The organism is bacterium, from assembly GCA_035454885.1.
GTDB lineage: Bacteria > UBA10199 > UBA10199 > JACPAL01.
Genome location: DATIGE010000026.1, coordinates 1 through 12,245 on the forward strand (window position 1 = coordinate 1; position 12,245 = coordinate 12,245).

Annotated in this window: 7 protein-coding genes; 6 read left to right on the forward strand and 1 reads right to left on the reverse strand. The window is 64.0% G+C overall.

Annotation, left to right across the window (positions count from 1 at the left end; genetic code table 11):
* Positions 1-124: 124 nt before the first annotated feature.
* The 4 genes from VLJ37_05280 (at position 125) to VLJ37_05295 (ending at position 4,912) form a co-directional block, all read left to right on the forward strand.
* Complete coding sequence (locus tag VLJ37_05280) at positions 125-673, forward strand: hypothetical protein (GenBank protein HSA59080.1); 549 nt, start codon at positions 125-127, stop codon at positions 671-673.
* Positions 674-752: 79 nt separating this feature from the next.
* Positions 753-2,795: a hypothetical protein gene (locus VLJ37_05285; GenBank protein ID HSA59081.1), complete on the forward strand. Its 2,043-nt coding sequence runs from the start codon at positions 753-755 to the stop codon at positions 2,793-2,795.
* Positions 2,796-2,896: 101 nt separating this feature from the next.
* Complete coding sequence (locus VLJ37_05290; protein HSA59082.1) at positions 2,897-3,772, forward strand: hypothetical protein; 876 nt, start codon at positions 2,897-2,899, stop codon at positions 3,770-3,772.
* Positions 3,773-3,913: 141 nt separating this feature from the next.
* Positions 3,914-4,912 carry an Ig-like domain-containing protein gene (locus VLJ37_05295; GenBank protein HSA59083.1) on the forward strand — a complete coding sequence of 333 codons (999 nt, stop codon included), beginning with the start codon at positions 3,914-3,916 and terminating at the stop codon, positions 4,910-4,912.
* Between the two features lie 10 nt (positions 4,913-4,922).
* Here VLJ37_05295 and VLJ37_05300 read toward each other — a convergent pair whose 3' ends face one another.
* Positions 4,923-8,966, reverse strand: a complete 4,044-nt coding sequence (locus VLJ37_05300) for a sigma 54-interacting transcriptional regulator (GenBank protein HSA59084.1) — start codon at positions 8,964-8,966, stop codon at positions 4,923-4,925.
* A gap of 156 nt (positions 8,967-9,122) precedes the next feature.
* On the opposite strand from VLJ37_05300, the gene VLJ37_05305 reads away from it, so the two are divergent.
* Both VLJ37_05305 and VLJ37_05310 read left to right on the forward strand, forming a co-directional pair.
* Positions 9,123-9,299: a hypothetical protein gene (locus tag VLJ37_05305; protein HSA59085.1), complete on the forward strand. Its 177-nt coding sequence runs from the start codon at positions 9,123-9,125 to the stop codon at positions 9,297-9,299.
* The gene (locus VLJ37_05310; GenBank protein ID HSA59086.1) at positions 9,287-12,181 is read left to right on the forward strand and encodes a hypothetical protein; all 2,895 of its coding nucleotides are present in this window, start codon (positions 9,287-9,289) and stop codon (positions 12,179-12,181) included. Before VLJ37_05305 ends, VLJ37_05310 begins: the two co-directional genes overlap by 13 nt.
* Positions 12,182-12,245 lie beyond the last annotated feature (64 nt).

Sequence of the window (12,245 nt, forward strand, 5' to 3'; positions counted from 1 at the left end):
GCGGCCAAGGAAATCCTCGTCGAGGCGAACCCGCCACCGCCGCCGCCCCCGGAAGGCTCGGTCTACTACGCGGGGTCGGACGATCAACCGCCTTGGAAAAGGGCTCAATAACCAGGAGAAGACAATGAAGGTTAACGAACCCGCTCCGCCCCATTCGTCGGGCCCCGAAAGTCCGGCCTCGCTCCCGATCCCGGCGCAACTGGAGGGCCTGCTCCAGGCCGTGAACGGAGGCCATGCGCCGGATTGGTCGCTGAGGTTGGAGGGCATCCTCGCCCAGGCCCGAAGCGGGGGATTCGTCTGGGGCAGCGAGCACACTCTCCTCGCCCGGAAGATCGCCATCCGCGGGATGAGGAACGAGCTCGACGCCGCTCGATCGGAGACGGATGCCCGCAAGGCCGCGTTCCGACTAAACCTCCTGGAGACGCATGCGAGCTCCTATGGAACGAACCTTTTCGCGACCGACATCGCCGAACTGAGGCGGAAGAACCAATACGCCTTCGCGGACCAGGACTTCCAGGACGGCAAGACGCATGTCCGGGAAAGCTTCCAACTCGTCTCCGATCTGGACGGAAGCGGCGGACTCGAGAGGGCGGGGACCGCTTTCGAAAGCTTCGCCGATTCCGGAGCCCACCTCCTGCGCGGGGCGGGCATGACTTTGGGGCTATTCGAATAAAAAAAGAATGAAGGATTTTTAATTACAATCCGGATGAGGAAGTCTTTTAAAATTTGAGAAAATCCCCGAGGAGGTTGCCATGAAACGATTCTATCTTCTGATCATCTTTGCCTTCGGCCTGACGGCCTTGAACTTAACCGGCCCCGCCGGTTGCGGGAGCGGGACGCCTGGGGCCCAATGCGGCGACGGTGTCGTCAGCGGCGGCGAGATCTGCGACGGCGGGGCATTGAACGGCGAGACCTGCGAGTCCCAAGGTTTCTCGTCCGACGGGACTCTGAAGTGCGCCTCCGACTGCGGGAGCTTCGACACCTCCGGCTGCGTCGCGCCCGGAACGGTGTCGGGTCTTGTCGACATCACCGGCGACGGCGACGAGTTCGTCAATCTGTTCCCGGACTCTTTGGGAAATCTATACATCGACATCTCGTCTAAAAGCTCGAACGTCACGGCGGGCGGGCAATCGGTCGCCAATGTCCTGCCAAACGGCACACGCCGCCCCTCGGCCGGCAAGGTGAATCCCGATGGGACTCTCGCCTGGCTGAAGGGGTTTCAGGGGAACGGCACCACAGACGACCAAGGCGATTTCGCCTTCGACCACTCCGGGAATCCGATTTTCGAAGGGATCTTCTCCGGGACCACGCTGACGGCGCCGGGCAAGACGCTCAGCAATGCCGATGGAAGCGGGAATACCGCGGACGCCTACGCGGCGAGACTCAACCCCGATGGGACGATCCTTTGGTTCGACGCCTATGCCGGCGCCAACACCGAACAGGTTTTTCTTCAGTCGTCTCCCTCCGGCGATCTCTACGTGACGGGCCGCTTCTTAAGCACGACGCTGGCGGTGGGGGGCCAAACCCTGACCAACGCCGACGGCAGCGGCAACACCAATGATGCCTTCATCGAGAAGATCGACCCCTCGGACGGATCCTCCGTGTGGGTGACCCAATTTTCCAGCGACTCCTTCGACAGCGCCTTCCTGTCGTTCGATGCTTCGGGAAATATTTACGTCCTCGGCAATTTTCAGGGAACCAAGCTCGCGGTGAAGGGGACCGACCAGTTGACGAACGCTTCCGCCGGCACCAATGACGGTTTCGCGGCGCTGTTGGATCCCGACACCGGCGACCTTCAATGGATCACCGCCTTTTCCAGCAATCAAAACGATTTCATGAATTCCGGCACCTCGGCGGACGCGGCGGGGAACCTCTACGTTCGCGGGCAATTCACCGGAGCGACCCTGACGGCGAAAACCAAGAATCTCACGAACGCCGACGGGAGCGGGACGACCGCGGACGTCTTCATCGCGAAGCTCGATCACGCGGACGGCTCCGTCACCTGGCTGACCGGCGTCTCCAGCAGCAAGCCCGACTCCGCCTCCTTTACGACGGACGCCTCGGGCAATCTCTACGTGGGCGGCTCCTTCCAGGGACCCACGCTGGCCGTGGGGGGCAAGACGCTCACCAACGCCGACTCGAGCGGCAACACCGCGGACGGATTCTTGGGCCGGCTGAACCCCGCGGATGGAACGGCGGCCTGGCTGGTCGCCTTCTCGAGCGACGGTTTCGACGCCAACGCCTCCGTTCTGACCGATCCCTCGGGATCCGTCTACGCCAACTCCTTTTTCGGCGGGACGGCGATGACCGTGTCCGGCCGCACTTTGACCAATGGAGACCCCAGCGGAACGACGTTCGACTCCTACATCGCCAAGTTCAATCCGGATGGGACGCTGGTTTGGCTGACGGGAATCTCGGGCGACGGAAACGATTTCTTCAACCTGGAACCCGACCGTTCCGGCAAGCTGCCCTCGGACGATCTGTTCGTGGACGGCCAGTTCAAGAGCGCGACGCTGTCGATCGGAGGGGGGACGCTCGCCAACACGGACACGAGCGGTACGACCGAGGACGCCTTCGTCGGTCGGTTGAATCCAGAGGACGGAACCTTCCTCTGGATGATCCCCGTTTCGGGCAACGGCATCGACAGAGCGAACGTCCTCCCGGACGACGCGGGACATCTCTACTTAGGAGGAAGTTTCCAGGGATCCTCAGTCAGTATCGGAGGACAGACGTTCACCAACGCGGACTCCAGCGGAACGACCCGGGACGCCTTCCTCGGAAGGATCGCCCCCTAACGCGAAGACAGCCTCATCACGGCTCAGGAGACCGTCGTCCTCCGGGGACTCCGCCGCAACAACACGTGCCGGGCGCCTGACGATAAGTTATACTTAACGTTATGAAAGCCTTCGGCGTTGCAGCCCTATTGATCACGGTCGGCCTGACGGCGGCCTGCCCGCAGGCCGGTCCATTCCTCGCGCCGGGCGGCCCCATGGGCGCCGACGTGTCCAAGTCCGTCGAGAGTCCGGCGGACACATCCGATGAGACCTTGACCCCTCCTCCGGCCCCTCCGGAGGCCGGCCCCAAGGGCCTGGAAATGACCGACGGTGGCGGTCCGGCCGCCGGATCGGAACAATTCAAGAGGTACGCGGGCGGACCGTTAAGCCCCATCGAACCCAAGAGCGATGAGGCCAACATTACCGTCGTCGCCTACATCGACGCGCGTCTCAGCTACGGGCCGAATTATTCCCAAATCCTTCCCGAATCGCCGCCGATGCCGTTCCTCTTGACCAAGGCGGGCGCGCCCGTCACGTTCAACTTCCTTTTGGAGCTCGCCTTCGCCGGCGAAGACAAGGGGGATGGCACGACGGAGATCTGGTGGTTGCCCGCCGGGCTGCCCTTGGATGCGCCAAACGCGGAGGGCGGCGTGGTGCGCCTGGTCCACCAGCCGGCCGGGACGGCCGCGGCCTTCTACTGCGATGCGCAGTGGACGAACCCGGACCCCTCGGGAACCAACCTGTCCTTCCCGCCCTTGGCCCTCGGCCCGGGAAAGGTCTCCTTTTACCAGTACCAGAAGGGCGACCAGGACGCGGCGCACAACCTGATCTTCGTGAAACCCACGGATTTTCACCCCTGCGGGGGCCTCATCCCGTTGACCACCGGCGATCCGGCGAAACCCTTTCCCCCCGTGGCGCCGCCTCTCATGGTCCACCCGTTGGGATCCTACGCCCTGATTCCCTTCAAGCTGATGACGACGCCCCTCAAGATGCCGTAAGAGGCCTTTCGCAAAATAGGAAATCGTGCATTTCACATCACAAGAAACTTGGGCCATCGATCCGGTCTGAGCTTTAATAAAATCAACCTCTTATGTCCTGGCATCGAAGTTGCTGTTTATTCAGGACACAGGGGGAAATTCATGAAAAGAGGAATCATCGCTTTCGCCGCCGCCTTGCTCTTTGTCGCGGGCTGCGGCCAGTCCGACGAACCGTTTCAGACGATCGACCCGGCGGATCAGGCGATCGAGCAGCAACCTCCGCAGGGGGATGAGGCCACCCAGACGCCTCCCGTGGCCTCCGGGGACGAGGTCATCCTGCCCGGAAACCCAGGTGTTCCGAACGAGGAGGTCCCCCCTCCGTCGCCCACCGCCCCGGCCGAGGATTCCGGCCAGTCGGACCAGGACTGCGCCGCGTCCGGCGACTGTCCCGAGATCGGGACTCCTCCCTTGGCGGCATTGACGGTCACAAAGACGAACTCGACGGGTCAGAATGCCCATCCGAACGGCGGGATCATCGTCACCTTCAGCGCGCCCGTCGATCCGGCGAGCGTCACGACGGACTCCCTCGTCCTGACGCCTTACCGCAAGGTGACCAAGGTCAGCCGATATCTGGGCATGGACCGCGCTTATTTTTTCATCGTCGAGACGCGAGAAGAGGACACGCCCTACACCGCCACCGTGAAAAAGGGGATCAAGTCCCAGGATGGCGGCGTCCTGACGGAGGATTTTACCTGGTACTTCAAGACCGGCGACTTCTCGCAGCCCCGGGTGACGGGCGTTGTGACGATGACTCATTCGATCGTCTGGGTCGTCTTCAGCGAGCCGATCGACATGGCCTCCTGCATCGAAAAGAACTGCATTCAGGTCAACAACGTCGGAACGATCCTTCCCGTCCCCGTTTCCGGAACGCTCTCCCTCGCAGCGGGGGGCGGCGGCAAGATCGTCGCTTTCACATCCGACGAGCCCATGGCGATCGAACACGACGATGCCGTGTACGGGTCCGGGGCCTACTTCGTGACGGCCTGGGGAGCGGACGAGGACTCCGCGCGCGCCGCCAGCGACAAGGCCGGAAACACCCTCGTGACAACCTACAAAAAGAACCTCGCGGACACCCAATTCAAGTTTTCAGCCCTCCACTAACAGGTGGGCCTTAACCGGCGGCCCCCAACCGCCGGTCGACCTCGGCCTTGAGCGACTTCGCGTCCGTCCGGATGCCGTGCTTTTGAAGCCTCGCGTAGAGGGCCCGGCGCGTAATGCCGAGGGCCTCCGCCGCATGGCCCTTGTGGTAGGCGTTGTCCCGGATCGCGCACAGGGTTTCCTCCAAGATGGGATCGGTATTCCCCTCGGCGCGGGCCTCGGAGACCGCCTTCGAGAGAACCGCGGACAACCGTGGCCGCGCGGGCGAGCCGCCGCCCGAGGTGAGGACGGGCTTGAATTGAAGCGAGCGGATCGAGATCACGCCCTTCTCGGCGAAGAGCACCGCCGTCTCCAAGGTGTTCTGAAGCTCGCGGATGTTGCCGGGCCAGGCGTAGTTCATGAAGACGCGCAGGGCGTCGGCGTCCAGACGCGCCCCGTGCTTTTTCAAAAAATGTTCGGCCAGGAGGGGCAGGTCCTCCATGCGTTCGCGGAGGGGAGGGAGGGTCACCGTCACGCCGTTCAACCGGTAGAATAAATCCTCCCGGAATTTTCCCTCGGCCACGAGGGCCGCCAAGTCCTTGTTGGAGGCCGAGACGACCCGGACGTCCACCTTGACCACCTCCGTCGAACCGACCGGACGGATTTCCCCCTCCTGCAGGAAGCGAAGCAGCTTCGCCTGAAGGGCCAGGCTCATGTCGGCGATCTCATCCAAAAAAATCGTCCCGCCGTCGGTGTATTGGAGGATGCCCTTCTTGTCGGCGACGGCGTGCGTAAAGGCCCCCTTCTTGTGTCCGAAAAGTTCGGATTCCAAAAGGCTCTCGGGGAGGGCGCTGCAATTTTCCGTCACGAAGGGCTTCTTGGCGCGCGGGCCGTTGAAGTGGAGGGCGCGCGCGACCGCCTCCTTGCCCGTGCCGGATTCGCCGAAGATCCAGACTGGCACCTTGGCCTCCGTGATCCTGTCCACCAGCGACAGAACCTCGATCATCTTGGGCGAGCGGCCGACGATGTCGCTGTATTCGTTCTTCAGGATCATCCGCGACCGGGAGAGTTCGCGGGTTTGCGCCCGGACCCGGTCCGACAGCTCGCGGTTGTTCCGGCTCAAGGCGTCGATCATCCGGCCCTTTTGGAGGGCCAGCGCGGCGACCGAGGCGAAGGCCTTGAGGACTTCCAAAAGATCTCCCTCGAAGAGACCCTCCTCGAAACGATGATCCAAATAAAAGACGCCGAGGATCTCTTCCTTCCCTTTGACGGGCAGGGCGACCAACGACTTGAGCTGCCTCAAATGGACGCTCCGGGCCTCTCGGAAGAGCGGGTCCAGGAGCGCGTTGTCCGTCACCACCGCCTCGCCCGTTTGGAGGGCGCGCCGCACGGCCGAGAGGCTGAAGGTGTAGAGGTCCGTCTGAATCTCCTGCTTCGCGACGTTCCGGCTCACGGTCACCTCGTATCCCGGTATCGGACCGTCCGGAACGTCGCTACGCAGGACGAGGAACCCGCTCTCGGCGCGCGCGAGCGCCATGGCGGCGTCCATGAGTTTTTCCAAGACGCCGGGGATCTCGTCGGCGGCCAGGAGTTCTTCATTGAGCCGCGTGAGCGAGCTTAAGACTTCGTGAAGCGGCAGCAAGGGGGACATGGGGACCTCCCGTTCCTTCGGTGTTTTCGACAAATGCCGGCGCCAGTCGCCCCGGTCGACGAACGTCACCTGGAGCTCAGGCGGCAGGGCGTTGAAAAGCGTCTGGAGAGACTCGGCGGTCTCGGCGGTTCCGCCCTCGCGCAGGTCGCGGAGGGCGGCCCCGGCATCCCGCACGAAGGCCTCGGCCTCGGGGACGGACGTCCGCATCCCGCGAAGCTTTTTCAAAAAGGCTTCCGCCCGGGCCCAACGGCCCACCGCGGCCTCGGCCAGGACGAGCTCCTTCAGGTTGTGGGCGACGTCGTTTGCGTTGCCGAGAAAGCGGAGGGTGTCGCGGGCCTTGTGCAAGTGGTCGAGGGCGGGGCCGAGGTGTCCGCGCTCCCGCTCCACGAGACCCAGGTTGTTCCAGGCGATCGCAAGCCTTAAGTCGGAGCCCGACGCCTTCGCCAGGGATTCCGCCGCTTGGTAGGCCCCGAACGCCGCCTCGAAATCCCTCCGGCTCAAGTCGAGATTGCCCTCCTCTTGAAGGGTCCAGAAAAGACCTTCGTCGCGTCCGGCCTCCCGATAGAGGGCCTTCGCCTGCTCCAAGAAGCCCTTGGCCCTCGCAAAATCCTGAGCGGCGGCAAGGGCCCGGGCCAGGTTCCGGTACGTCTCCGCGCGGACAGGGTCATTTTCGGGTTGGAGGCTCAGGGCGGCCTCGAATTCCGCAATCGCGGAGGATCCGTCTCCCCGGTTCAGGGCGACGAGTCCCAAGAGGGAATGCGAGCGGGCGAGCAACCCCGCGATCTCCGAATCGCCCCGGTGGGCTTCACTTTCTCGGAGACACCGCCTGAGGCGTTTTTCGGCTTCTTCCGGATGCCCCAGGTTGTGGTGCCCCCAACCGGTGATGAACCAGTACTTGGCCGTCTTGAGGGGGAGGGGTTCGTCGGCCGCTTGCAGGGCGAACCAGCGGTCGGCGGACTTGAGTCCGTCTTCGTAGCGCCCGGCCGCATTCAGGCGGTTGATCTTTTCACGGAGAAAACGCGAGAGCGCGACGGGGTCCCCGGGCTCGATCTCCCTGGGCTCGTCTCTTCTCAACAAGTCCCGCCAGCCGGGGAGGAGGGCGCGGTCCCGGATCTTTCCTTCCTCCGAGAGTATCTTCAGGAGGGCCAGGATCCTTTCGGGATTCCCGCGCGTCTTGACGAAGACGGCGTCGATGAGGCCGCGCGAGGCCTCCGGGTCCAGAAAGCCTTCCACGAGACGAACGGAGTCGTCTTGCGTGAGATTGTCCAAGGCCACATCGTGCGCGAGCCCTTCGGCCAGAATCGCCTCGAAAAACCGCTTCGCGTCGCCCGGAAGGTCCTCGTCGTCCCACGTCAACATCAAGACCACCCCGGTCTCGGGCAAGACGCGGAGGGCGGTCAGGACACGACCGCGCGTCCCGGCGTCCGCCTGGTGAAGGCCGTGCCATTCCCGCACGGCGATCCCCCGGACCGCCGCCTCGAACGCGGCCTCGCGGACGAAGCGCGTCTTTCCCGTCCCCGACGGCCCGTGCACGGCGACCGCCGCCGATTTTTTCGGAATCGTCTCCAGAATCGACGTCATCGCCGCGAAGGCCCGTTCGGCCCCGACCATCTTCACGGGGGAGAAGTCCTCGGCGACGGGCCCCGCGGACTCCGCGACCGTCCCTCCGTCCAGGGCGATCCGTACGGAGGCCGCGGCCGCAAATCGCTCCTTTGGATCGGCGGCGATCATCCGGTCGATGACGCGACCGGCGACGGCGTGTTCCGGCGCGAGGGGTTTGATCTCCGCCAGGGCGGGAGGCCTCTTCCGGATGAGCTCCGTCACGCTCCGGCACCCGGCGCGCGGATGCCGTCCCGCCAGGGCCTCGTAAAGAATCGTCCCGAGGGAAAAAAGGTCGCTCGCGGGTGTCAGCCGTCCGTCGATCCGTTCGGGCGCCATGTAGGGGAGGGTGGCGAGGTCCGCGAAGGCGGCGTCGCCCGGCAGGACGCTGAAGTCCAGGATCTTCAGGCGTCCCTCCGAATCGATGCGAAGGTTTTGGGGCGAAAGATCGCCGTGGACGACGCCCTGTCCGTGGACAAAATCCAGGGCCTCGACCGCCTCTCGAAACCACTTGAGGATTTGGCCGGGATCCGCTTTGCGGGCGGCGGAAAGGAGATCCTCTCCCTCGACGTATTCCATCCAAAAGCAGGGCCCGCGATCCTCGCCGAAGATGTCTTCGCTTCGTCTCCGAAACCCCAGGACGGGCACGACGCTCGGGTGCCGGAGTCGGGTGAGGAGCCGGGCCTGACTCTCGAAGGCCTCCAAGTCGAAGGCGCCGCGACCCCTCAAGACCTTGAGGGCCACCTCAAGGCCACCGGGCTCGACGGCCCGGTAGACCTCCGAAGTGGAGCCCGATCCGGCCCTATGAAGGATGTTCCAGGCCCCCATGGCATCAAATTCTACTTCTTCTTATGGGAAATGAAAATGGGGACTGTGAATTCCTTTTTTGTAACATCCGAGGGGCGTGCTGTAATAAAAACTCAATTATTCAAGGATGTTAGATCTGGCATCCATCTTGCTGCTTTTCTATCGGCTGGGGGACTTATGAAGATTCATGTCAGGATCATGTATAGGACGCCGGACGGCGACTATCGACGGAAAATTTTCGCGCTGTCGTTCAACGACCTCGCTCGACCCTTGGCCTTGATTTCGGAGTACATGCTCACGGCGTTGCGGCCGGGCGCGCTGCTCGTCGGCGTGGAGAGCGGATGGAGCCGCTGACTCAAAAAAAGGCCGTTACGGCCGAGCCGAAGTTCCGAGCCGTCACGGCCGTTCCGGACGAAGGGCGGCCTACCCCCGTCGAGGCTTCATCGTCCGGGGACGGTTTCGTTCCCGCACGGCCCGATCTGCCGAAGAGCGTCGTTTTCGCCGCGCCAGGCGTCCTAAGACCGAAGGCGGAGGAGGGCGCCTCTGTGGAGATCCGGAAAAACATCGAGTGGCTCACCGAGATCTCCAAGAAACGTCCGGAAATCGGGCTCGTGGCCGACGGTTTGAGAAGTCGGCTCGCCGCAGCCGCCGAACAGACCGAGGGACTCACGCGGGAGATCTCCGTCCTGCAACGCTACGACGCCGCGGCCGGACAGAGGGACCGCGTCCTACGCGAGCTGCAGGGCCTGTACCCCGTCAATTCCAAGGTCCGCTTCCACCTCGACTACTCGGAAGGCGGCGAGGCCGCCTCCAAAGCGTTCGTGGCCGACGACGAAGTCGCCCTGGAGGACCTGCGGAAGCTCCCGATCGTCCAGACCTACGAACGGATGAAGGGCGGCGCCGACCCCTCGGACCGAGAGGCCGCCGCCGCGATCGAAGCCGCCCTCGCGGACGTCCGCCGTCGCGGAACCTTCACCGCCGGCGACAAATCGGATTTCACCTACCGTTTCTTCACGTCGGATTTGCGGAGCGTGGCGGCGATCGAGGAGCGCGCCACGTCGATGGAAGAAACCTTCGCCGTCACGGATCAGAAGATGGAGGGGCGCACGATAACGCCGCCGCTCCTGCGGTTTTTCCGGACCCTGACAAAACCGGCGGACGACTCCGGCGGCTCCAAAGAGTCCTTCGACGGCGTCAGCACCCAGGCGGAGCTGGAGTCGGCTTACGAGTCCTACACCCCCATGGCGCGCGCGCGCGACGGTTTCCCCAAGCACGAGGCGAGCGGAATCACACACTTCACGTCGGGCAACCTCTCGGAGGCGCGGGACTTTCTGTTCAAACGGGCCGAGGGCTACCGGGCATTCTTGGAGACGGAGGCGAAGCGGGTCCAGCAAGTCGACGAGGACCGGCAACCCTTCGGACTCGGAGTCAACGGCGACTCGGCTTACGTCAGTCCGCGCGCCTCCGCCCTCCGGCGCGAGGCGAAAGAGGTCGAGGAATTCATCGCAAAACTCGGGACCTTGGACACCGCCGACCTTCGCGGAGCCTTTCAAGCCCTCAAGGGATGGACCGCGGAGGCCTTGGCCCTGGAAGAGAAGCACATCACGAAGCTCCTCGGCCGCATGATCGATCAACTGGAATCTCTACCGACTTCGGATCCCCGGGACGCCGCCGAACTCGAGACGGTCAAAAAAAATCTCGATGCGATCGGCGCGGCGCCCCTTTCCGCCGAACGACGGATCGACGCCTACCGCCTGATCCAGCGTCAAATCGGCTCCCTCGCCTCCGTCCGGATCGCCTCGGCCCGCGTGGCCCAGTACACCGCCTACCTGGACGAGGAATACAAGGCGAACGCGCCTCAACGGTGGGTCCTCAAGGCCGCCTCTCTCGTCGTCGACGTGCCGGATCCGGACGCCCCGACGATCGCCGAGGGAAAGCTGAATGACGTGATCGGCCGATACAGATCGCTGGGCCCGCGTCTGCGTTCCGCCGATCCCCAGGAGCGCGCGGAGGCGACACGGGAATTTCTGATGCTCGAGCGGGCAAGCATTCGCAGGACGTTGGATAAGAACTTGGAGGCGACCCAGGTCGCCAACTTCGTGATCGGCGTGAGCATCGTCGCCGCCGCGGCCCTGACCGCCGGTCTCGTCGCCGAGGCGGCGGCGCCGTTCCTGGTCGGCCGCTCCGCGCTCGCGCTCCGGGGAATCCACGCCGCCACGTTCGTGGCCTCCGACAAAGTCTTCAGTCTGCCCTTTGCCCGAAAGAGCCTCGCGGAGACCGGACGGGAGACCCTTGAAAATCCTTTCCGGGCCGCCGGCGAATTCGCGTTCGACACCGCCGTCACCGGTTTTATGTTCAAGTACATCGAGACCGCCATGGCGCGGTTCGGCAGGTACTTCGAGAAGGGAATGGAGGCCGTCGCCCGGAGGCGGGGCGTCGCGCCCGATGCCCTCCGGGAGTCCTTCTGGGGCCGCGCGACGGAAAGGCTTTCCGGCACGGCTTACGAGGCCTTCAAATTCCAGCAGTTCCAATTCTACGTCATGGCCGGACGTCTGGCGGCGAAGGGAGATCCCCAGTTCGAGGAAAGGGCCTTCCGCGCGGCCTTCTCGGGCACCTCGGCCCTGTACGGGCTCAAGTTCCTGGTCGGCATCAAGCTCTTCAGCAAGGTCACGATCCCGGCCTTCCGTCCGCTGCTCACGGGCATCGGCGACGCCGCCCGCGGCCGCGCCGTCGTGCGGGAACTCGGAAAGATCGAGACGGAGGAAAGGGCCCTCCAAGCCCGCTTCGACCGGTTTCTGGGGGAAGGAGAGGGCGATCCGTCGAAGATCGATTCCGACATCCGAGCCTTCCTCGTCATGAAGCGGAATTTCCTCCGCGCGATCCCCGCCGAACGGCTTTCCGCAACCGCCCGGAAGAAGGTTGAAGATGCCCGGACCGAGACCGAGGGACTCATCGAGGCCTACGAGGGATTCGGCTCCCTCGCCAGACACCTGGACGCGATTCATGCGGACAAGTCGCTGGGAATCGCCTGGGGCGAGCCGGGGAGCGACGTCCATACCTACGCCGGCGACGGCGCCGCTCTCGAGCGGGCCCTGCGGCATCCGGGCGTCACGACGATCTCGCTCACGGATCCCCTGACGGGTAAGCCGGTCCTCTTCAGCGAGGCGAGACTCCCCATGGGCATCACCCGGAGCTTCACGTTTGAGCCCGCCGAGAGGCCGCTTCTTCCCCAGTAACTGACCGGGATGGTTTCCTAATATGTGAAATCACACCTCAAAATAAGATTCTTCTTATGTCACA

What these genes read in the sequence shown, in the direction of transcription:
- VLJ37_05310 (HSA59086.1), top strand. Translation starts at nt 9,287, where the DNA reads ATGGAGCCGCTGACTCAAAAAAAGGCCGTTACGGCCGAGCCGAAGTTC.
- VLJ37_05290 (HSA59082.1), top strand. Translation starts at nt 2,897, where the DNA reads ATGAAAGCCTTCGGCGTTGCAGCCCTATTGATCACGGTCGGCCTGACG.
- VLJ37_05300 (HSA59084.1), bottom strand. Translation starts at nt 8,966, where the DNA reads ATGGGGGCCTGGAACATCCTTCATAGGGCCGGATCGGGCTCCACTTCG.
- VLJ37_05285 (HSA59081.1), top strand. Translation starts at nt 753, where the DNA reads ATGAAACGATTCTATCTTCTGATCATCTTTGCCTTCGGCCTGACGGCC.
- VLJ37_05280 (HSA59080.1), top strand. Translation starts at nt 125, where the DNA reads ATGAAGGTTAACGAACCCGCTCCGCCCCATTCGTCGGGCCCCGAAAGT.
- VLJ37_05305 (HSA59085.1), top strand. Translation starts at nt 9,123, where the DNA reads ATGAAGATTCATGTCAGGATCATGTATAGGACGCCGGACGGCGACTAT.
- VLJ37_05295 (HSA59083.1), top strand. Translation starts at nt 3,914, where the DNA reads ATGAAAAGAGGAATCATCGCTTTCGCCGCCGCCTTGCTCTTTGTCGCG.